At 71.1% G+C, this 21724-nt stretch carries 18 protein-coding genes; 5 read left to right on the forward strand and 13 right to left on the reverse strand.

The window, feature by feature from the left end:
• The first annotated feature begins 207 nt into the window (after positions 1-207).
• A complete protein-coding gene (locus ACQ5BE_RS01925) occupies positions 208-1152 on the forward strand; it encodes a GerMN domain-containing protein (protein WP_430295247.1) in 945 nt (314 codons plus the stop codon).
• 57 nt (positions 1153-1209) lie between these two features.
• Here ACQ5BE_RS01925 and ACQ5BE_RS01930 read toward each other — a convergent pair whose 3' ends face one another.
• From ACQ5BE_RS01930 to hrcA, 3 genes are read right to left on the reverse strand one after another with little or no spacing between them, the layout of a single operon-like run.
• Complete coding sequence (locus ACQ5BE_RS01930; RefSeq protein WP_430295248.1) at positions 1210-1998, reverse strand: 16S rRNA (uracil(1498)-N(3))-methyltransferase; 789 nt, start codon at positions 1996-1998, stop codon at positions 1210-1212.
• A gap of 2 nt (positions 1999-2000) precedes the next feature.
• Complete coding sequence (dnaJ, locus tag ACQ5BE_RS01935) at positions 2001-3128, reverse strand: molecular chaperone DnaJ (protein ID WP_208712601.1); 1128 nt, start codon at positions 3126-3128, stop codon at positions 2001-2003.
• A 12-nt stretch (positions 3129-3140) separates the two neighbouring features.
• The gene (gene hrcA, locus ACQ5BE_RS01940) at positions 3141-4157 is read right to left on the reverse strand and encodes a heat-inducible transcriptional repressor HrcA (protein WP_430295250.1); all 1017 of its coding nucleotides are present in this window, start codon (positions 4155-4157) and stop codon (positions 3141-3143) included.
• Positions 4158-4311: 154 nt separating this feature from the next.
• On the opposite strand from hrcA, the gene ACQ5BE_RS01945 reads away from it, so the two are divergent.
• Together ACQ5BE_RS01945 and ACQ5BE_RS01950 are read left to right on the forward strand one after the other, a co-directional pair.
• Positions 4312-5163 (forward strand): DUF3097 domain-containing protein, encoded by an 852-nt coding sequence (locus ACQ5BE_RS01945; RefSeq protein WP_430295251.1) that lies wholly within the window; start codon positions 4312-4314, stop codon positions 5161-5163.
• A gap of 90 nt (positions 5164-5253) precedes the next feature.
• Positions 5254-5658, forward strand: a complete 405-nt coding sequence (locus ACQ5BE_RS01950; protein ID WP_208712604.1) for a DUF4870 domain-containing protein — start codon at positions 5254-5256, stop codon at positions 5656-5658.
• 42 nt (positions 5659-5700) lie between these two features.
• Here the strand turns inward: ACQ5BE_RS01950 and hemW are convergent, their stop codons facing one another.
• Complete coding sequence (gene hemW, locus ACQ5BE_RS01955) at positions 5701-6939, reverse strand: radical SAM family heme chaperone HemW (RefSeq protein WP_430295252.1); 1239 nt, start codon at positions 6937-6939, stop codon at positions 5701-5703.
• A complete protein-coding gene (gene lepA / locus ACQ5BE_RS01960) occupies positions 6940-8802 on the reverse strand; it encodes a translation elongation factor 4 (RefSeq protein WP_413250920.1) in 1863 nt (620 codons plus the stop codon).
• A 66-nt stretch (positions 8803-8868) separates the two neighbouring features.
• Here lepA and ACQ5BE_RS01965 point away from each other — a divergent pair, with 66 nt between their 5' ends.
• Both ACQ5BE_RS01965 and rpsT read left to right on the forward strand, forming a co-directional pair.
• Complete coding sequence (locus ACQ5BE_RS01965) at positions 8869-9336, forward strand: type II toxin-antitoxin system PemK/MazF family toxin (RefSeq protein WP_430295758.1); 468 nt, start codon at positions 8869-8871, stop codon at positions 9334-9336.
• A gap of 165 nt (positions 9337-9501) precedes the next feature.
• Positions 9502-9762, forward strand: coding sequence for a 30S ribosomal protein S20 (rpsT, locus tag ACQ5BE_RS01970; RefSeq protein ID WP_344298199.1), 261 nt, complete (start codon positions 9502-9504; stop codon positions 9760-9762).
• A 119-nt stretch (positions 9763-9881) separates the two neighbouring features.
• On the opposite strand, the gene holA is transcribed toward rpsT, so the two are convergent.
• From holA to ACQ5BE_RS02010, 8 genes are all read right to left on the reverse strand, one after another.
• Positions 9882-10919, reverse strand: a complete 1038-nt coding sequence (holA, locus tag ACQ5BE_RS01975; protein WP_344298200.1) for a DNA polymerase III subunit delta — start codon at positions 10917-10919, stop codon at positions 9882-9884.
• Positions 10920-10971: 52 nt separating this feature from the next.
• Entirely contained in the window at positions 10972-12774 is a 1803-nt protein-coding gene (locus ACQ5BE_RS01980; protein WP_430295253.1) for a ComEC/Rec2 family competence protein, read from the reverse strand.
• Positions 12771-13643 carry a helix-hairpin-helix domain-containing protein gene (locus tag ACQ5BE_RS01985; RefSeq protein WP_430295254.1) on the reverse strand — a complete coding sequence of 291 codons (873 nt, stop codon included), beginning with the start codon at positions 13641-13643 and terminating at the stop codon, positions 12771-12773. The genes ACQ5BE_RS01980 and ACQ5BE_RS01985 overlap by 4 nt, the downstream gene beginning before the upstream one ends.
• A gap of 86 nt (positions 13644-13729) precedes the next feature.
• Complete coding sequence (locus tag ACQ5BE_RS01990; protein ID WP_430295255.1) at positions 13730-14728, reverse strand: DegV family protein; 999 nt, start codon at positions 14726-14728, stop codon at positions 13730-13732.
• Between the two features lie 13 nt (positions 14729-14741).
• Positions 14742-17252 (reverse strand): leucine--tRNA ligase, encoded by a 2511-nt coding sequence (gene leuS / locus ACQ5BE_RS01995; protein ID WP_430295256.1) that lies wholly within the window; start codon positions 17250-17252, stop codon positions 14742-14744.
• Between the two features lie 214 nt (positions 17253-17466).
• Complete coding sequence (glpK, locus tag ACQ5BE_RS02000; protein WP_430295257.1) at positions 17467-18999, reverse strand: glycerol kinase GlpK; 1533 nt, start codon at positions 18997-18999, stop codon at positions 17467-17469.
• 56 nt (positions 19000-19055) lie between these two features.
• Positions 19056-19808, reverse strand: coding sequence for an MIP/aquaporin family protein (locus tag ACQ5BE_RS02005; RefSeq protein WP_430295258.1), 753 nt, complete (start codon positions 19806-19808; stop codon positions 19056-19058).
• An 89-nt stretch (positions 19809-19897) separates the two neighbouring features.
• Positions 19898-21622 carry a glycerol-3-phosphate dehydrogenase/oxidase gene (locus ACQ5BE_RS02010; protein WP_430295259.1) on the reverse strand — a complete coding sequence of 575 codons (1725 nt, stop codon included), beginning with the start codon at positions 21620-21622 and terminating at the stop codon, positions 19898-19900.
• Between the last annotated feature and the right edge of the window lie 102 nt (positions 21623-21724).

The raw sequence follows: 21724 nt of genomic DNA on the forward strand, positions 1-21724 counted from the left end.
CTGCCGCGGCGCCGTGCTGCGACCCAAAGGGGGCCGCAGGGTGCCAACGTCTCAATCGCGCATCACTTGGGACACGGCCGCCTCCACGGGGGCTTCCGCGCGCCGGTGCTGTGCCAAGCTGGAATGTGGCCCGGGCACCCCGACGGCGTCCCGGCGGCCCCGGACACGAGCGACGCCCTCGGGGCGGCGACGACCAGCGGAGGATGCATGGGACCCACAGCGCTGCGCGCGCGCTGCCGGCTCTGGCCGGCTGTGCCTGCGGTGCTCGCGGCTGCCGTGGTCTCGCTCGCAGGCTGCACGGCGGTCGGGTCGCCCCAGCCGAGCATCGCCGCCGGAGCCACGGCGAGCCAGGTCCCCGGAAACACCCAGCCCTCGGCGCCCCTCGAGACGTCCCAGACCTCGGCGAAGGCCCCCGTGTACTGGCTGGGCCGGGCCAAGGACGGCGTGTACCTGTACCGCGAGTTCCGGGACGCTGGCGGCCAGGACAATCCCATCGCGACCGCGCTGCGCATCATGATGTCCCAGAAGCCGCTCGATCCTGACTACTTCAGTCCCTGGCAGACGCCGAAGAAGCTCGCCGCGTCGGTCTCGGGGCGGAACGTGATCACCGTGGATGTTTCGGCGGACGCGTTCAACACCGGCGTGGACGAGCCGACAGCCCAGCTCGCGGTGCAGCAGCTCGTCTACACCGCGACAGCGGCCGCCGCGAGTGCCGGCCTCATCGACTCGGACCAGCCGATCTCGGTCATGCTCCTCGTCGATGGGCACACCTCCCAGCTCGCCTTCGAGCGGGTGCAGCTCGGCCAGCTCATGCAGCGAGATCCCTCGATGCTGGCCCCGGCCTGGATCATCGACCCGCAGGAAGGCGTGGGGCTCGACGGGCCGGTGAAGGTCTTCGGCAGGTCGACCCGGGCGGACCAGGAGCTCGGGTGGCAGGTGCTCCGCAGGGATTCGCCGGGCAAGTCATCCGTCTATCTCAGCGGGACCGTGGCCCCGGGCACCCAGAGCTCGCGTCCCGGCGAATTCACCTTCACGGTCAACCTGCCCCCGGGCGACTACGAGGTCCGGGTGCTGCCCAAGGAGGAGGCCTCGGCCGCCCCGAACACCGGCAACACCGCCTGGGACTCGAAGGACGTGCACGTCGGGCCCTGACGGATCGGCCCCTCCCTCGGCAGTGGACCGCAGCTGCGCACACAGCTCTGTGTGCGGCTAGGAGTCGGTGCGGCCGTCCCGCGCCCGCCAGCGGCCGAGCCGGTCGCCGGCCAGGGCAAGCGCAGCCGGGCCCGCCGTGGACGAGCGCAGGACATGCGGGCCGAGGAGAGCGAGCCGCGCGCCCGCGGCAGTGAAGCGGGCCAGCTCGTCGGGGGTGATCCCGCCCTCGGGCCCGACGACGAAGAGCACCTCGCCCTCGTCGCCATCCTGGGCCGCAAGCGTCTCGAGGACCGTGGACAGCGGCTCGACCGCGTCCTCGTGGAGCACGACGGCGAGCCTCGCCGAGGCGATCCGCTCGGCCAGCCGCGCGCCGTCGTGCGCGGCCTCGACGGCGGGCACGACGGCGCGGCGCGCCTGCTTGGCCGCCGCCACCACGACGGAGCGCCACTTGGCGAGGGCCTTCTCTCCGCGCTCGCCCTTCCACCGCACGATCGAGCGCTCGGCCTGCCACGGGATGACGGCGTCAACGCCGAGCTCGGTCGCAGCCTCGGCCGCGAGCTCGTCGCGGTCGCCCTTGGCGAGGGCCTGGACGAGCACGAACCGGAAGGGCGGGCGCGGCTCACGGGCGACCCGCTCGACGCCCACGGTCAGCGTCTGGCCTTCCGCCCCGGCGACGGTGCCGACAGCCCGGACGCCCGCGCCGTCGGCCAGGTCGACCCCCTCGCCCCTGGCGAGGCGCTTCGCGGCGACCGCGTGGCGGCCCTCAGGGCCTCCCACCTCGATGAGGTCTCCGGGCTGGATCCCGTCGAGCCTTCCGGCCGGGACGTAGAAGAGCGGCCGGGACATCTCTAGAGGTTGCCCAGCTTGTCGCGCAGCTTGGCGAAGACTCCGCCGCTGGCGACGAGCTTGCCGTCGCCCACGTGCTCGCCCCGCAGCTTCGCGAACTGGCGCAGGAGCTCCTCCTGCTCGGCGTCGAGCTTGGTCGGCGTCTCGACCCGGATGTGCACGAGCAGGTCGCCTCGGCCCGAGCCGCGGAGCCGGGCGACGCCCAGCCCGTGGAGGGTGACGACGTCACCGGACTGTGTGCCCGGGCGCAGAGTGATGGTCTGCTCGCCGTCGAAGGTCTCGAGGCTCAGCTCGGAGCCCAGGGCTGCAGCGGTCATCGGGACGCTGACGGTCGCGTTGAGCTGGTCGCCGTCGCGCGTGAACGTCGAGTGCGAGGCCACGCGGATCTCGACGTACAGGTCTCCCGAGGGGCCGCCAGCTGTCCCCGCCTCGCCCTGGCCTGCAAGCTGGATGCGGGTGCCGGTCGACACGCCCGCCGGGATCTTGACGGTGAGCGAGCGGCGGCTGCGGACGCGGCCTTCGCCGCCGCACTCGTTGCACGGGCTCGGGATCTCGGTGCCGAAGCCCTGGCAGGTGGGGCACGTGGCCAGTGTCATGACCTGGCCCAGAATCGAGCGGACGGGCCGCTGGATGTGGCCGCTGCCGCCGCACACCGTGCAGCGCACGGGTTCCGTGCCCGGCTCGCAGCACGAGCCGTCGCAGCGCTCACAGGTCACGGCCGTGTCCACCTCGAGCTTCTTGTTGACCCCGAAGACGGCGTCCTTGAGCTCGATCCGCACCGCGATGAGGGCGTCCTGGCCGCGCCGCACCCGCGAAGCCGGGCCGGCCTGCGCACCGCCCCCGCCGAAGAACGTCTCGAAGATGTCCTGGAACGCGAAGCCGGAGCCGTTGTAGGCGCCGCCGAAGCCGTTGTCGGTGCCGTTCTCGTTGCCCGTGGTGTCGTAGACGCGCCGCTTCTGCGGGTCCGACAGGACCTCGTAGGCGTGCGTCACCGCCTTGAACTGCTCTGAGGCCTCCTCGCCCGGGTTGATGTCCGGGTGGAGCCTGCGGGCCAGCTTCTTGTAGGCCTTCTTGATCTCCTCGGTGGTCGCGTCGGTCGGAACGCCGAGGGTTTCGTAATGGCTGCTCACGGTCTTCTTTCTCTAGCTTCCAGCGAGAATCTTGGAGAGGTACCGGGCGACCGCGCGGACCGCGGCCATGCTGGCCGGATAGTCCATGCGCGTCGGGCCGAGGATGCCCAGCTTGGGGCCGTCGTCCCCGCCGTACCCGGTGGCCACGACAGAGGTCTCGGCAAGGCCGTCGTAGGCGTTTTCGCGCCCGATGGTGACGGCGACTCCCCGGGAGTCGTTCGCCATCTCGGACAGCAGGCGGAGCAGGACGACCTGCTCCTCGAGGGCTTCGAGCACGGGCGAGATGCTCTGGAGGAAGTCGCTGTTCGACCTGGCCAGATAGGCCGTGCCCGCCATGACCATGCGGTCTTCGCGGCTCGACTCGGCCAGGAGGGACAGGCCCCGCCCGAGCTCCGCCGCGAGCGACTGGTCCGCAGGAGGCAGCGACCCGACGACGCGGCCGAGGGCCTCGCCGAGTTTCACGACCGGGGCGCCGACCAGCCCCGCGAGGAGCTTCTCCCGCAGGGCCGCGAGCCGGTCGCGGTCCACCTCCTCGGAGACCGTGTGGACGCGCTGCTCCACGGTCCCGGTGTCTGCGATGAGCACGAGGAGGATCTGATGCGGTGCCATGAGCACCGCCTCCACGTGGCGCACCCGGGCCCGGCCGAGCTGGGGGTACTGCACGACGGCGACCTGGTTCGTCAGCTGCGACAGGAGGCGAACGGTGCGCTCGAGCACGTCGTCGAGGTCGTCGGCGCCGCCGAGGAGGCTCTGGATAGCGTGCTTCTCCGCTGGGGACAGGGGGCGCACGGCGGCGAGGTGGTCGACGAAGACGCGGTAGCCCTTGTCCGTGGGGACGCGTCCTGCGCTCGTGTGGGGAGCCGTGATGAGTCCGTCGTCCTCGAGTGCGGCCATGTCGTTGCGGATCGTCGCACTCGAGACGCCGAGCTTGTGGCGGTCGACGAGTGCCTTGGAGCCGACCGGCTCCCTGAAGTGCACATAGTCCTCCACGATGGCCCGCAGCACCTCGAGCTTGCGCGGCTCGCTCACATCCCACCTCCTGCTCGCATGGCCGTTTGCGTTAGCACTCTCTCAGAGCAAGTGCCAAGTCTATTATGCCCACGCACCGTTCCGCACGGTCTGTGCCCCGCGCCACGCAAGGATGAGCGCACTGTCCGAACGGCGGGGCCGTAGGATCCGACGGGTGGACCGACTCTCCTATGACAGCTGGGGCCCGGCAGACCTGAGCGCCCCCTCCCGACGCGAGCTGCCCACGGTCCCTGCCTCGGTCGGCCTCGTCCTCGAGGACGCCGAGAGCGGATGGGTGGGCGCCGTCACACGCATCGAGAAGTCCGGCGGGATGCACCTCATGACCCTCGAGGACCGGCGGGGCCGCTCACGGTCCTTCCAGCTGGGGTACGGCTTCCTCGTGGACGGCCGCCCGGTCCAGGTGGGCCCGCCGGCACCCCAGCGGACCGCGGCCCCGCCCGCCCGTACGGCCTCGGGGTCGGTCCGGGTCGAGGGCATGCGCGCACAGGTTGCCAAGGCCAGCCGCATCTGGGTCGAGGGCAAGCACGACGCCGAGCTCGTCGAGAAGGTCTGGGGAGACGACCTGCGCGTTGAGGGAATCGTCGTCGAGCCGCTGCACGGTGTGGACGACCTCGCGGCCGCCATCGCGGACTTCGGGCCCGGCCCGGAACGCCGGCTGGGCATCCTCGTGGACCATCTGGTGGAGGGATCGAAGGAGTCCAGGATCGCAGCGGAGGCCATGCGGAGCCCCGGGGCTGCAGGGAACGTCCTCATCGTCGGCCACCCGTACGTGGACGTCTGGCAGGCCATCAAGCCGTCCACGCTGGGGATCCCTGCCTGGCCGGCGGTGCCGCGGGGCACCGACTGGAAGACCGGCATCCTTGCCGCCTTCGGCTGGCCCCGCAGCACGCCCGAGGACTTCGGGCTCGCGTGGCAGAAGCTGCTGGGCACCGTGCGCACCTACGCGGACCTCGAGCCCTCCCTGCTGGGACGCGTCGAAGAGGTGATCGACTTCCTGACCGCCTGAGCGCACAACCTTGGATATCCTTGGAATGCCCTCGGGCAGGCCGTCTGGTGCGGCCACCGCACGACGACACCGAACAGGCAGGGACATCCAGTGGCCGAGTACCCGCAGGACCGACGCGACGGAGAGAGCGAATACCACGGCGCGCCAGCCCGTGCCATGCCGCTCACGGCGGCTGAGGACCGCCAGTGGGCGACGCTCGCTCACTTCGGCGGGATCCTCGGGTGCCTGCCGTCGCTGCTGATCTACCTGGTCTTCAGGGACCGTGGGCCCTTCACGGCCCAGGAGTCCAAGGAGGCGCTCAACTTCACGCTCCCGCCGACCGCCGCCGCCGTGGTCTGCAACATCCTGGCGCTCATCCCGGTGGTCGGGAACGTGTTCGCGGTCCTGGCGACGCTCGTGTGGATCGCGCTCACGGTCTTCTCCGTGATCGCCGGCATCCAAGTCAACCGCGGCCAGCCGTACCGCTACCGCTACAACCTCCGGCTCATCTCCTAGGAACCGCGGGCACGCGCCGGAACGACGGGGGCATGGTCTGGTTCAGGCGAGAAGCCGGCGCACCACCGCGTCCGCGAGCAGGCGCCCGCGCAGCGTGAGCACAAGCCGCCCCCGGAGGGCCGCCGCACCCTCGACGAGCCCCTCGGCGATCAGGCCCGCAACCTCGGAGCGGCTCTCCGGCCCGAGCTCCGCCACAGGCAGGCCTGAGGCTAGCCGGATCTGCAGGAGGACCCGCTCGACGTGGCGCGTCTCGTCGTCGAGCGTCTCCCGGCCAGCCGCAGGGGAGGTTCCCTCGCCCAGCCGCGCGGCGTAGGCGGTGGGATGCTTGACGTTCCACCAGCGGACTCCGCCGACGTGGGAGTGGGCTCCCGGGCCGATCCCCCACCAGTCCCCGCCGTTCCAGTAGGCAAGGTTGTGCCGGCAGGCGTACCGCACCGATCCGGCATCCCCCCGGGCCCAGTTGCTCACCTCGTACCAGCTGAAGCCCGCGTCGGCGAGCACGGCGTCGGCGAGCTCGTACTTCTCGGCGTGGTCGTCGTCGTCGACGTCGGGGACCTGACCGCGGCGGATCTGCGCAGCGAGCTTCGTCCCCTCCTCGACGATGAGCGCATAGGCGCTCACGTGGTCGGGTTCGCAGGCAAGGGCTGCATCGAGTGACGCGCGCCAGTCATCGAGGCTCTCCGCCGGCGTGCCATAGATGAGGTCCAGGCTCACGTCAAGGCCTGCCTCCCGCGCCCAGCGCACCGCCTCGGGCACGCGCGACGGCGTGTGGGTGCGGTCGAGGACCCGCAGCACGTGCGGGACGGCGGACTGCATCCCGAAGGACACCCGCGTGAAACCGGCCGCCGCGAGGGTCACGAGCGACTCCGCCGTGACCGAGTCCGGATTGGCCTCGGTCGTCACCTCGGCGCCGGGCTCGAGGCCCCACTCCTCCACGGCCGTCGTGAGGATCGTGGCGAGGTCCTCCGCCGGCAGGAGGGTGGGCGTTCCTCCGCCGAAGAAGACGGTCGACAGGGGACGACGCGGCACGCCGGAGGCGTCGAGGGCCGACGCCGCGAAGCGCACCTCGGACGCCGCGGTAGCGGCGTACGCGTCCTGCGAGGCTCCGCCGCCGAGCTCTTTCGCCGTGTAGGTGTTGAAGTCGCAGTACCCACAGCGGACGGCGCAGAACGGGATGTGCGCGTAGAGCGAGAAGCCCCGCCCCGCGGCGCCGGCCGCAGCCTGCGGCGGCAGGGCGCCGTCGGCCGGCGCGGGGTCCCCGAGCGGCAGTGTGCTGGGCACTTACTTCTTCGCTCGATCCTTCGAGTCTTTCGACTCGTCCGTGGTGAGCGCCGCGATGAAGGCCTCCTGCGGGACCTCCACGCGCCCGACCATTTTCATGCGCTTCTTGCCTTCCTTCTGCTTCTCGAGCAGCTTGCGCTTACGGGTGATGTCGCCGCCGTAGCACTTGGCGAGGACGTCCTTCCGGATCGCGCGGATGTTCTCGCGGGCGATGATGCGCGAGCCGATCGCGGCCTGGATGGGGACCTCGAACTGCTGGCGCGGGATGAGCTCCCGGAGCTTCGCCGTCATCATCGTGCCGTACGAGTAGGCCTTGTCCCGGTGGGTGATGGCGCTGAAGGCGTCCACCTGCTCGCCCTGGAGGAGGATGTCGACCTTGACCAGGTCGGCGGCCTGCTCGCCGTCGGCCTTCCAGTCGAGCGACGCGTAGCCGCGGGTCTTGGACTTGAGCTGGTCGAAGAAGTCGAAGACGATCTCGGCGAGGGGGATCCAGTAGCGCAGTTCCACGCGGTCCTCGGACAGGTAGTCCATGGCCTTCATCTGGCCGCGGCGGCTCTGGCACAGCTCCATGATCGCGCCGACGAACTCGTTCGGGGCGAGGATCGTCGCGGAGACCATCGGCTCCCGCACCTCTTTGACCTTGCCGGTGGGGAACTCGCTCGGGTTCGTGACCGTGACGACCGACTTGTCCTCGAGCGTGACCTCGTAGATGACGTTGGGGGCGGTGGAGATCAGGTCGAGGTTGAACTCGCGCTCAAGGCGCTCCCGCACGATCTCGAGGTGCAGGAGGCCGAGGAAGCCGACGCGGAAGCCGAAGCCGAGGGCGGCCGAGGTCTCCGGCTCGTAGACGAGCGCGGCGTCGTTCAGCTTGAGCTTGTCCAGGGCGTCGCGCAGGTCCGGGTAATCCGACCCGTCGAGGGGGTACAGGCCCGAGAAGACCATCGGCTTGGGGTCCTGGTAGCCGCCGAGCGATTCCGCGGCGGGCTTGGACAGGTTGGTGATGGTGTCGCCGACCTTGGACTGGCGCACATCCTTCACGCCCGTGATGAGATAGCCGACCTCGCCCACGCCCAGGCCCTTCGACGGGATGGGCTCCGGGGAGATCACGCCGATCTCGAGCAGCTCGTGGCTGGCCTTCGTGGACATCATCTGGATGCGCTCGCGCGGGTTGAGCGAGCCGTCCACGACGCGGACGTAGGTCACGACGCCGCGGTACGTGTCGTACACCGAGTCGAAGATCATGGCCCGGGCGGGGGCCGTCGCATCACCGACCGGTGCAGGGATGGCCGCCACGATGCGGTCCAGGAGCCCCTCGACGCCGACGCCGGTCTTCCCCGACACCTTCAGCACGTCTGCCGGATCCCCGCCAATGAGGTTCGCGAGTTCCTCCGCGTATTTCTCGGGCTGGGCTGCGGGGAGGTCGATCTTGTTCAGGACCGGGATGATCGTGAGGTCGTTCTCCATCGCGAGGTAGAGGTTCGCGAGCGTCTGCGCCTCGATCCCCTGCGCCGCGTCGACCAGGAGGACGGCTCCCTCGCAGGCAGCGAGCGAGCGGGAAACCTCATACGTGAAGTCGACGTGCCCAGGCGTGTCGATCATGTTCAGCGCGTAGGCGGTGCCGTCGACCTCCCAGGGCATGCGCACGGCCTGGGACTTGATGGTGATGCCGCGCTCGCGCTCGATGTCCATACGGTCCAGATACTGGGCCTTCATGTCCCGGGGCTGGACGACGCCCGTGAACTGCAGCATGCGGTCGGCAAGGGTCGACTTGCCGTGGTCGATGTGCGCAATGATGCAGAAGTTGCGGATGATCGACGGATCCGTCGCGGCAGGCACCGGGGCGGTGCGGGCCATGGGAGACACTGTGAACGGTCCTCACTTCGGGCGGGGAGTTGCTGACTTCCCAGTGTCCCATAGGCTGTGGCTGTGCTGCGCAGCCTTCTCCACCGTGCCCTGTCCGCGGTCCGCGCCGTCGCCCGTGGCGGCAGCCCGACCGGCTACTCCGGCGACTTCACCGGGACGGCGACGGTCGACTACCGCCCCAGCGCCGATGGCGCGCCGGACCCCGGCGAGATCGTCTGGACGTGGGTGCCCTATGAGGAGGACCACGGACAGGGAAAGGACCGGCCGGTGCTCGTGGTTGCCCGGCGGCGAGGACTGCTGCTCGCGCTCATGCTCACGAGCAGGGACCGCGTGCCCGGCAACGGCCGGGAAGGCGACCCAGACTACGTGGACATCGGGGCAGGCCGCTGGGATCCGCGGCGCCGTCCCAGCGAGGTCCGGCTCGACCGCGTCCTGCAGATCGATCCCCGGACTGTGCGGCGCGAAGGAGCGATCCTGGACCGCGCCCGGTTCGACCGCGTCGCGGACGGGCTGCGCCGCCGCGGCTGGCGTTGACCGGTGCTCGGCCGCCTGTCCGTCTGGTAGCATTGTCTCCTGTGTGTCCGTGCAGGTCGGCGGGCACTGAAGACCGGCTGCCATAGGCATCCCCACGCCGCTCAGTCGATGGCCGGTCCGAAGCCCTCTAGACCCGTGTTGGCATCAACAAGAGAGTTTTCATAAGTGGCAAACATCAAGTCCCAGAAGAAGCGCATTCTCACCAACGAGAAGGCGCGTCAGCGCAACGTGGCGGTCAAGTCCGAGCTGAAGACGGCCATCCGCGCCGTCAACACCGCTGTCTCGGCTGCCGACAAGGACACCGCCGTTGCTGCTCTGGCCCACGCGAGCAAGAAGCTCGACAAGGCCGTGAGCAAGGGCGTCATCCACAAGAACCAGGCGGCCAACCGCAAGTCGGGCATCGCCAAGAAGGTCAGCTCGCTCTGAGCTGAGGTTCGCTTCCGGCCGGGGGCCGGCATCCTGACGAAGGATGCCGGCCCCCGGCTTTTTCCGTACCCAAACGACGGAGGCGGAAGCGGGAGTGGCCCGGCCAGCACCGCCCGCGCTCAGCGGGCCCGCGCGGCCGAGGCAACGATCCCGAGCGCCCGTTCGACGGCATAGGCCGGGTCCCGGGCGAGCCCCTTGACCTCGGCGTCGGCCTCGGCGATCGCCCTGATGGCTGCCGCGAGGCTCTGGGGCGTCCAGCCGCGGATGTCGCGCTGGGCCTGCTCGACGAGCCACGGCTGCATGCCGAGGTCACGCGCGACGGCCTGGGCCGAGCCGCGCGCACCCGCGACGCGGGCGAGGGTTCGGAGCTTGGAGGCGATGGCCGCGACCATGGGAACAGGGTCGACGCCGGTCTCGAGGGCATGCCGGAACGCCGACAGGGCCCTCGCCCGGTCGCCTGCAAGGGCGGCGTCTGCGACCTTGAAGGCTGTCGCCTCGACGCGGCCCCCGTAGTACTTCTCGACGGTCGCGACGTCGATGGCAGCCGAGGCATCCAGCGTCAGCTGGGCGCAGGCTGCGGCAAGCTCGGCGAGGCTGCTGCCCACCGCGGCAACGAGCGCCTCGATCGCATCGCGCTCGATCCGGCGCCCGGATCCCTTGAACTCGGCCGCGACGAAGGATGCCTTGTCGCTGTCCTTCTTCAGGGGCTGGCAGTCGATGACAGGCGCTCCTGACGCGCGGACGGCGTCGAGGAGCTTCTTCCCGCGGGTTCCGCCTGCGTGGCGCAGGACGAGGACGACGTCCTGGTCCGGCGAGGCGGCATACGCGAGGCCGTCTTTGAGGAACTCCTCCGACATCGACTCGAGCCCGTGCACCTCCACGAGCTTCCTCTCGCCGAAGAGCGAGGGCGAGGCAGCAAGCAGCAGCTCGCCCCCTGCGTAGGAACCGGCATCCAGTCTGGTCACCTCCAGATCCGGACTGACGGCCCGCGCACTCGACCGGATGGCGTCCATGGCCCGCGCGGCGAGGTAGTCCTCCGGACCGGTCAGCAGGACGATCGGGGCGGGTGCGGCTTCACGCCAGCCGACGGTCCCCCCGCGACCCGAGCCTGCGGCGGGCCCGCGTCCAGTTGGCCGCTGCGTGCGGGAGGCGGCCATCACCGCCGCCTCCGCGAGCTCGCTGTCGCCATGATCACTGCACCCGTCCTCGTCACCCGTCAACTCTGCCACGACCGGGCCGTAGACCCAATCCGAGGATTCGGGCCAGGCGGCGGGCGTGGGCCCACTGCACCAGGAGCAGCTCCACCGCCCACCGCACCAGTCCAGCTGCCCGCGCGCGTCCCGCGGGCACCATGGCAGCCCACAGCAGCAGGATGTTCAGCCCCGAGAACGCTGCCATCGCGGCCGCACCGGCGACGCCCTCCGGCCACGGCAGGGCTGCGCCCGGGACGGCGGCGAACCCCGAGGCAATGAGGGCGAGCAGCTGGGCGGCGGCCCCGCCGACGCCGGCCGCCGACATCGCCAGTGGCTGGGCAGCACCCAGTGCCAATGCCACCGTGCCAGCCACCGTGATCACCGGCACGAGCGGGGCGACCACGATGTTCGCGATCAGGGACAGGCTCAGGAACGCGGGCTGGATCAGGACCATGATCGGCCCGCACAGGAGCTGGGCCGAGAGGGGAACCGAGATCGACAGCGCCATCCACAGCGGCAGGCGCGCGGCCAGCACAGCGGAGAGCGGCGGCCCGAGCAGGACGATGCCGAGGGTGGCCATGACCGAGAGCAGGAAACCGAGGCTCGCCCCGAGCGGCGGGTCCGCGAGGACGAGGACGAGGACCGCCGCCGAGAGCGCCGAGCAACTGCGCCCGGCGCGCCCCGTGGCGAGTGCCACGAGCCCCACGGCGCCCATGACAGCCGCCCGGAGGACGCTCGGCTCCGGCCCGACCACCAGGGCGAAGGCGAGGAGGACTGCGGCGCACCCGGTCAGCGCGGCCCATCGCGGCGCCCTCAGCGCCCGGACGGTCAGGAGGGCGGCGCCGAGCAGGATCGTGAAGTTGGCCCCGCTCACCGCCGTGAGGTGCCCGAGGCCGACCTCGCGCATCGCTGCCTCGAGCTCGGGCGGAAGCACGCTCGTGTCCCCGACGGTGATCCCGCTCAGGAGCCCTGCCGCCTCGGGCGACAGCCAGTCCGAGGAAGCGCGCAGGGCCGCCCGCGCCTCCGCAGCGGCACCGAGCGCTGGATCCGTGCCCAGGACTCGGGGGCGGCTGCTGATGCTCAGGAGCGCAGCCCCCGACGGCTCGCGGGCAGGTGTGACGGTTCCCGCCACGCTCACCCGCTGCCCGGGACGGAGGCCTGAGAGGTCCTTGCCGCCTGCCAGCAGGATGCGTGCCGAGGAGGCGAATTCGACACCCTGCCCGGTGGCCCGCTCGAGGCGCGCGCCGGCGAGGAAGCGGTCTGGCGAACCGAACCGCCCGCCCTGCGCCTGCTGGCGCGGTTCCGCCGAGACCAGGACCACCGCCCTGGTCTGCCCGCCCACGGCCAGGAGCTCGCCTGCGGGGCCCGCACGCTCGGCCGCCGCGTGGGAGGCCGCCGCCGCAAGTCCCGCGACCAGGGCGAGTGCTGCGCAGCCGGGCAGGACGAGGGCGCGGACCGCCCGCCGCGCACCGAGCAGCCCAGTCCCGGCGACGCCGGCCCCGACAACGAGCAGGACGATGACGACGCACGCCATCCCGCCTCCCCACCCGGGGGTGCCGTCCAGATGCTGTCCGAGGAAGGGTGCCGCCGCCGCGCCCGCCCAGGCCGAACCCCCCACCGGTACGAGCCTCAGGTCGCGGAACCGGCTCCTGGACTGCACAGGTGCCGGTTCGTCCGAGGACGCCCACAGCCGGGCCGCCCACTCCCGGAGGCGGCCGACGCCGCCGGCGCGCTCGGCGGGCAGGTTCTGCGCCGCGACGCCTCGGGCCGCCGCAGTCCGGTAGCGATCCCACGCCGCGCTTCTCTCTGCCCCGCTCATCCGACGGTCACCAGGGGCAGGAGGGACTCGAGCATCTTGGGGCCCACTCCGTCCACCGCGTCGAGGTCCTCCGGCGAGCGGAAGCGGCCGTGGGCCGTCCGGTAGTCGATGATGCGCTGGGCGAGAACGGGGCCGACGCGCGGGAGCGTGCCGAGTTCCTGCGCGGTGGCCTGGTTGATGTTCACCTTCGCGGCAGGAGCGCTCGCGGTGCCGGAGCCCGCATGCATGCCCGCTGCCCTGCCGGTTCCTGAGGCGGGCGCCGGGCTGGGTTCCTCGCCCGAGCGCGGCACCTGGAGCCGCGATCCGTCTTCGACGGCCGCTGCGAGATTGAGCCGGTGCACGTCGGCCTCCGGGAGCGCACCGCCGGCCGCCGCAATGGCCTCGTGGATGCGCGAGCCACGGGGCAGCCGGATCACGCCCGGTGATGCCACCGCGCCGGCCACGTGCACGACAAGATCGGAGTCCGTTGCCGCGGCCCCGGCGGTCGGCAGTCCGGGAGCCGTGCTGTCCGCGGGGACCGCGCCGCCGGCCTCCGCTGCCTCCGCCGTGCCCGAGCCGACAGCGTGGACGAAGGGCTCAGCCGTCCGGGAGCTCCACCACCAGGCGCCCCCGGCGGCCGCCCCGATCGCGCACAGGAGCACGACGAGGCGCGCCGAGAGGAGGAGGCGGCGCCGGGGAGGAGCGCCTTCGCTGTCCGCGGGCGGGATGTCGCGCTGCGGGCGGGCGTCCTCCGCATCGTCCGCGGGCGGACCGGCGTCCGTTGGCTCGAGGAGTCCGGGCGTGGGCGGCAGGGCGTCCGGGAACAGCTCGTCCCAGCGGTGCCGGGCTCCGCCCCGCGCCGCTCGACGATCCCTCCCCGCCCGAGCCATGGCGCTACGGTTGCACGGTCGGCCCCCGGTTGCGTCCCCGCTGCCGCCTATGTGGAAAGGCCCCCGCGAACAGGGGCTGTGGAGGACTAACTGTCCCCGGCCGCAGGCGCCTCCGCCGGGACGTCCTGCCCCCCGACCGCCGCCGGGGCGATGACCACCGCCAGGACTCCCAGCCCCGTGTGGGCGGCGAGGACGGCCGGCAGAGGCGACAGCACGACGTCGTCCGCCTCCTTCCCGACCGAGCGGGCGAGGGTCCGCGCGAACTCCTCGGCCTCAGGGCGGTTGCCGAAGTAGTGCACCGCGACCTCGGCGGGATCCAGGGCCGAGACGGCGGAGGCCGCGAGCTCCTGCAGCCGCTGGACGGCGCGGGCCGCGGTGCGCACCCGCTCGAGGGGGACGATGAGGCCCTCGCGAAGGGTCAGCAGGGGCTTGATCGACAGCATCGTTCCCACGAGCGACGCAGCTGCGCCGATGCGCCCGCCCCTGCGCAGCTGCTCGAGGCTCGGGACGTAGAAGAGCACCTCCGACCCGCCGAGGCGGGCCATCGCGGCCGACTGCACCCCTACGGCATCGGCTCCCGTCTCAGCGGCCCGGACTGCGTCCCGGACGGCAAACCCGAGTGCCATGGCTGCGGAGCGGGAATCGACGACCTCCACGGGGATGCCGACCCGCTGCGCGGCGAGCCGCGCGGCGTCCGCGGTGCCGGAGAGCTTCCCTGACAGGTGCAGCGACACGACGGCCTCGAACCCGGCCTCCTCGAACCCCCGGTACACCCGTTCGAACTGGCCCGGAGCGGGCCTCGAGGTGCGCACGGGCCGCCCGGCCGCGAGGGCGAGGCTGAGCGCGGTGTCGACGTCGGCCCCCTCCGTGAAGATCTCGTCCCCCGCCATCACGGGCAGGTCCACGACGGCGAAGCACCCGAGCTGGAGGAAGGCGTCGGCCCACTCCGGCGGCAGCGCGGCCGCGGAGTCGGTGACGACGGCGACCCGCGGCGCCGGGGTCGGCGCCGGTGCGGGCCCGGGCCGCAGCCGTTCCCAGCGCCGCCTCAGCCAGCCGAGGGCGTCGGGCCCCTGTCCGTCAGCCACTCGGCGCCGCAGATCAGGCCGGGACGATGTTGACCAGCTTCGGCGCGCGCACGATCACCGTGCGGATGCCGCGGCCGTCCAGGATGCGCTCGACGTTCGGCGACGCGAGCGCGAGCTCCCGCAGCTCGTCCTCGGAGATCCCCGGGGCCACCTCGAGCCGGTCGCGCACCTTGCCCTGGACCTGCACGACGGCGGTGACGGTCTCCTCGACGGTCAGCGCCGGGTCGTGCTGGGGCCACGCGGCGTTCGCGACGGAGGGCTCGTGGCCGAGCGCGGCCCACAGGTCCTCCGCGGTGTACGGGGCGAAGAGGCTCAGCATGATCGCGATGGCCTCGACGGCCTCGCGCACGGCGGGATCGGCTCCGCCGGGGCCTGAGTCGATGGCCTTGCGGGTCGCGTTGACCAGCTCCATGGCCTTGGCGACGACAACGTTGAACTTCCGCGACTCGAGCAGCTCGGTCGCCTCGGCGAGCGTCCGGTGCGTCACCGCGCGGAGCCCGCGGTCGCCCGCGGCCGGATCGGTTCCGGGAGCGCTCGTGACGTCCTGGCCGAGCCGCCACGCACGGGCGAGGAACTTGGCGGAGCCCGACGGCGAGACGTCTGCCCAGTCGACGTCGTCCTCCGGCGGCGAGGCGAAGACCATGGTGAGGCGGACGGCGTCCACCCCGAACTGGTCGAGCTGCTCGCCGAGGTCAACGCCGTTCCCGAGGGACTTGCTCATGGCCTTGCCGCCGTTGAGGACCTGGCCCTGGTTCATGAGCGCGGCGAAGGGCTCGTCGAAGTCGATGAGTCCCATGTCCTTGATGACCTTGGTGAAGAACCGGCTGTACAGCAGGTGCAGGATCGCGTGCTCGACGCCGCCCACGTACTGGGCGACCGGCATCCAGTTCTTCGCGGCCTCGGGGTCGAACGGGCCCTCGGTGTACTGGGGCGAGAGGTACCGGAGGTAGTACCAGGACGAGTCGACGAACGTGTCCATCGTGTCCGTGTCCCGCTTGGCGGCCCCGCCGCAGGACGGGCACGTGACGTTGACCCAGCCCTCGGCAGCCGCGAGCGGGGACGTGCCCTTGGGCGCAAGCTGCTCGCCGCGGAGGTCGCCCGGCAGCCGGACCGGCAGCTGGTCGTCCGGGACGGGCACTTCGCCGCATTCGGCGCAGTGGATGATCGGGATGGGCGCGCCCCAGAAGCGCTGCCGGGAGAGCAGCCAGTCCCGCAGGCGGTAGTTGACAGTGCCCTCGCCCGTGCCGGCGTCCTTCACGATCTCGATCGCCTTGGCGATGCCCTCGGCCTTGCTGAGGCCGTCGAGGGGTCCCGAGTTGATGATCGTGCCTTCGCCGACGGTGGCCACTCCAGTGGCCGCCGGGTCCTCCTCGCCGGTGTCGAGGACGGGCCGGACGGGCAGGTCGAACGCCTTGGCGAAGTCGAGGTCGCGCTGGTCATGGGCCGGCACGGCCATGATCGCGCCCGTGCCGTACTCGGCCAGGACGTAGTCCGCCGCCCACACGGGAAGCTTCTCGCCGCTGAGCGGGTTCACGGCGTAGCGGCCCAGGAACACGCCGGTCTTCTCGCGGTCGGTGTTCTGCCGCTCGATCTCGGACAGGTTCTTCACGCGGTCCTGGTACTCGCCCAGGGCCTGGGCCTGTTCGGGCGCGACGAGGTCCCCGGCGAGCTCGGCGTCGGCCGCGACCACGAAGAAGGTCGCCCCGTAGAGCGTGTCGGGGCGGGTCGTGAAGACCGTGACCGTGCGCTCGGGACGGCTGTCCGTGGCCTCGACGGTGAAGTCGACGTGCGCGCCTTCGGAACGGCCGATCCAGTTGCGCTGCATCGCCAGGACGCGCTCGGGCCAGTGGCCCTCGAGCTCGGCCATGTCGTCGAGCAGGCGGTCGGCGTAGTCGGTGATCTTGAAGTACCACTGGTTCAGGGCCTTCTTGGTCACGGGGGTGCCGCAGCGCTCGCAGGCCCCGTTGACGACCTGCTCGTTGGCGAGCACGGTCTGGTCCTTCGGGCACCAGTTCACGGGGTGGTTCTTGCGGTACGCGAGGCCGCGCTCGTAGAACCGCAGGAACAGCCACTGGGTCCAGCGGTAGTACTCGGGGTCCGAGGTGTGGAGGCGGCGGGACCAGTCCAGGCTCAGGCCGTACCGCTTGAACGAGGCCGCCTGGGTGTCGATGTTCGCGTACGTCCACTCGGAGGGGTGCGCGTTGCGCTTGATGGCCGCGTTCTCCGCGGGCAGGCCGAAGGAGTCCCATCCGATCGGGTGCAGGACGTCGTAGCCCTTGAGCCGCCAGTAGCGCGCCACGACGTCGCCCATGGCGAAGGCCTCGGCATGGCCCATGTGGAGGTCCCCGGAGGGGTAGGGGAACATGTCGAGCACGTAGCGGCGCTCACGGCTGCCGTCGTCCTTGGGCGTGAACACGCCCAGCCTGTCCCACACCGCCGGCCACTTGGCCTCCATCGCGGCGAAGCTGTACGTACTCTCCGACTGCTCCGCGACCCGCTCTTCGCTCACCGTGCTTCTCTCCACTTGTCGTCCACTTCCTGCACCGCTCGGCTCCACACACACAAAAGCCCCTCGCACGGAGGGGCGGCCGCTCGCTGTCCCGGATGCCCCGGGGCGCAAGCGGCTAGCGAAGGAGGAGGATGCCACGCATGCGAATATGCTACCCCAGCACCTCCCCCGGGCCCGGCGCGCACGACGGCGAGCGCTCGCCGTCGTGCGCGGGTGCGGGCCCGCTGGACTACTTCACGTCCTCGTCGACCCAGTCCATCGACTTGGTGACGGCCTTCTTCCAGAGCCGCAGCTGGCGGTCGCGCTCCGCGGGGTCCATCTGCGGGCTCCAGCGCTTGTCCTCGCCCCAGTTCGCGGCGCACTCGTCGAGGTCCTTCCAGAAGCCCACGGCGAGGCCGGCCGCGTAGGCGGCTCCGAGCGCGGTCGTCTCGATGACCTTCGGCCGGACGACGTCCACGCCGAGGATGTCCGCCTGGAACTGCATGAGCGCGTCGTTGGCGACCATGCCGCCGTCGACCTTGAGCTCGGACAGCGGCACGCCGGCGTCCGCGTTGACTGCGTCGAGCACCCCGCGGGTCTGGAACGCGGTCGCCTCCAGCGCGGCGCGGGCGATGTGGCCCTTGTTGGCGAACCGTGTGAGGCCGACGATGGTGCCGCGGGCGTCGGGGCGCCAGTAGGGCGCGAAGAGCCCCGAGAACGCGGGCACGATGTACACCCCGCCGTTGTCCTGGACGCTCCTGGCGAGGCTCTCGACCTCAGGCGCAGTGCGGATCATCCCCAGGTTGTCGCGCAGCCACTGCACGAGGGAGCCTGTCACGGCGATCGACCCCTCGAGCGCGTAGTGGGGCGCCGCGTCGCCGAGCCTGTAGCCGACCGTGGTGAGGAGGCCGTTCTTCGAATGGACGATCTCCTCGCCAGTGTTGAAGATGAGGAAGCTGCCCGTGCCGTAGGTGCTCTTGGCCTCGCCGGCGGCGAACGCCGCCTGGCCGAACGTCGCGGCCTGCTGGTCGCCCAGGATGCCGGCGATGGGGACTTCGCGCAGCAGCTGGGAGCTGTGGACCGTTCCGTAGACCTCGGAGGAGGACTTGATCTCCGGCATCATCGACGCGGGCACCCCGAAGATGTCGAGGATCTCCTTGTCCCAGGAGAGCTTCTCGAGGTCCATGAACAGGGTGCGGGAGGCGTTCGTGACATCCGTCGCGTGCACCCCGCCGTGCACGCCGCCCGTGAGGTTCCACAGCACCCAGGCGTCCGTGTTGCCGAAGAGGAGGTCTCCCCTCTCGGCGCGCTCGCGGGCGCCGTCGACGTTGTCGAGGATCCACGTGATCTTGGTGCCCGAGAAGTACGTGGCGAGCGGGAGTCCCACGGTCGCCTTGAAGCGGTCGACGCCGCCCTCGGCCGCGAGCTCGTCGACGATGGCCTGCGTGCGGGTGTCCTGCCAGACGATGGCGTTGTAGACGGGCTTGCCGGTGTGCCTGTCCCAGACGACCGCGGTCTCGCGCTGGTTGGTGATGCCCACGGCAGCGATGTCGTGCCGGGTGAGGTTGGCCTTCGAGAGGGCCTGCCCGATGACCTCGCGGGTGTTGTCCCAGATCTCGGTGGGATCGTGTTCGACCCAGCCGGCCTGGGGGAAGATCTGCTCGTGCTCGAGCTGGCCGGTGGAGACGATCGACCCCGAGTGGTTGAACACGATGGCCCGCGTGCTCGTGGTCCCCTGGTCGATCGCGATGACGTACTGCGGGGTGTCGGTCTGCTCAGACATTCATTGCTCCTTCGGATGAGGGTCTGACGTGGAGGGGTGGGGGTGGTCCGGCTGCCTCAGGAGGCAATCGAGGTGAAGAGGTCGGGCACGGCGCGTGCGAAGAGGCCAGCGAGCGCGCCGCCGAGGAGGGGGCCGACGACGGGGATCCACGCGTACGCCCAGTCGCTGCTCCCCTTGCCGCGGATGGGCAGCACGGCGTGGGCGATGCGCGGGCCGAGGTCGCGGGCAGGGTTGATCGCGTAGCCGGTCGGGCCGCCGAGGGAAGCTCCGATGCCGACGACCAGGAGGGCGACGGCGAGCGGCCCGAGGCCCGAGGGGGTGCCCCCGAAGGCGAGGATCACCTCGACCAGCACGAAGGTTCCGATCACCTCGCTGACGAGGTTCCAACCGCTGCTGCGGACAGCCGGGACGGTGGAGAAGGTTCCGAGCTTGTTGGCGGGGTCGTCGTCATGGTCGAAGTGTGGCTTGTAGGCGAGCCAGCACACAACAGCTCCGAGGAATGCGCCGACCAGCTCCCCTGCGATGTAGGTGAGCGTCGAGGCGACGTCGACGGGGACGCCGGGTGCGTACTCGGACTTGCCCGTGAGCAGGAGGCCGAGGGTGACGGCTGGGTTGAGGTGCGCACCCGAGCGTGCGGCGACGTACACACCGGCGAACACGGCGATGCCCCAGCCCCACGTGACCATGAGGAAGCCGCCGGCGTTGCCTTTGGTTCCCTTGAGCGCCACGTTGGCGACCACGCCGCAGCCGAGCAGCGTGAGCATGCCGGTGCCCAGGACTTCGGACAGGAAGACCAGTCCCAGAGACATCATTGACTCCTTGAGGTGATGGTTCGGATGGAGGTTCAGACAAGCCAGACAAGGCAGACAAGGCAGACACGTCAGACAAGTCAGACACGTCAGACAAGAACGTGGGCGACGTCGACCCGGTGCCGTTCCGCGAGCGTGTCGACGGCGCGCTGGGCCTCGCGGCGGGTCTGCTGCGCGTCCCAGCCCAGCAGCCCGGCAAGGTGGGCGGCGACTTCCTCGACCAGCTCGGCGGTGACCAGACCGCGGAAGGCCAAGGACGTCCGGCGGAGGAGGACGTCCTCGACGTGGGCGACCTGCTCGCGCTCCGCCATCCACAGCAGCTCGCGCGTGCTGAGCTCGCGCGTGCTCTGCAGGGCCTGGTCGGTGCCGGCCCGGAGGAAGTCGATCACCTCCGCGGCCCGGGTTCCGTAGCGGGTCAGCAGGACGTCGGCCCGCGCGCGGTCCAGCCCCCGTGCCGTCTGGGCATCGAGCCAGCGCTCGACCCCCTCCGGCGTGGACGGGTAGTCCCGGCCGCCACCGATCGGGAGGTCCTCCGTGGTGGTCCTGCGGGCGGTGCCGAGCAGGCCCATCACCTCGTCGGCGAGGTGCGCGGACAGGGCTCGGAAGGTGGTCCACTTCCCGCCCACGAGGCTCAGCGTGGGCTGGGTTCCGCCGGGCAGCTGAGACCGTTCGATGCGGTAGTCCCGCGAGACGAAACCCGGTGCCGTGTCGTCGTGGCGGGGCAGGGGGCGAACGCCGGAGAAGGTGTAGACGATGTCTGACCGGTCCACGGTGACCGCAGGGAACACGTGGCGGATGAGGTCGAAGAAGTAGTCGATCTCGGCGTCCGTGCAGGTCGGGTCGAGGTCTTCGCCGGCGTCGATGTCGGTGGTGCCGACGAGCGCTCGGTCGCCCATGGGGTAGATGAGCACGATCCGCCCGTCGCTGTGCTCGAAGAAGATCTCCCGGCCGGCGCAGGCCGCGATGAGTCCGGGGTGGTCCAGGACGATGTGCGAGCCCTTCGTCCCGCCCATGAAGCGCGTCGGGGCGCCGAAGGCGCGGTTGGTGCGGTCGACCCAGGCGCCGGTGGTGTTGACCACCACGTCGGCGGAGAACGGGAACTCCTCGCCGGTCAATTCGTCGCGGAGCAGGACCGCGCCGTCGGACACGCCCACCGCCGAGGTGTAGTTCGCGGCCCTCGCGTGCGGGCCGGCGGCGAGGCCGTCGGCGAGGACGTCGAGGGTGAGCCGCTCGGGGTTGTGCACCGAGGCGTCGAAGTAGGTCGCGGTGTACTTCACGTCGCCACGCAGGCCGGGAAGCTCGGCAAGGGCCCTCTTGCGCCCCAGGAAACGGTGCCGCGGGACTGCCCGTCCGCCCCGGGAGAAGGCGTCGTAGAGGCTCAGCCCGAGCTTGATCAGGACGGCGCCCCGGGCACGTGGCTTGCCCGAGCGATGCGTGAGGAACCGCAGGGGTGCATTGAGGACTCCCGAGAACACGGAGAAGATCGGGATGGTCGTCTCGAGCGGCTTGACGTAGTGGGGGGCGATGCGGAGCAGCCGGTTCCGTTCGACCACTGATTCCCGGACCAGGCGGAACTCGCCGTTCTCGAGGTAGCGGATGCCTCCGTGGATCATGTGGGACGACGCTCCGGAGGCGCCGTGGCAGTAGTCCGCGCGCTCGACCAGGGCGACGTCCACGCCCTGCAGCGCGAGGTCCCGGAAGGTCCCGACGCCGTTGATGCCGCCCCCGATGATGAGGACGCCCGCCCGCGGCGAGGCCTTGAGCGAAGCCCTCGCCGACGACGGGGTGCGGGGGTGGGTGGTCTGCTCGTCCATGGTTGCCTTCCTTGGCTGTGGCGTGCTGTGGGGTATGCCACCTATGGTTCGAGGAGGTGCACGAAAAGATCAACGTCTATGCACATACGTGCAGAAGAGGCT

This window comes from Sinomonas sp. B1-1, from assembly GCF_050474465.1.
In the GTDB taxonomy this organism is placed as follows: domain Bacteria; phylum Actinomycetota; class Actinomycetes; order Actinomycetales; family Micrococcaceae; genus Sinomonas; species Sinomonas flava.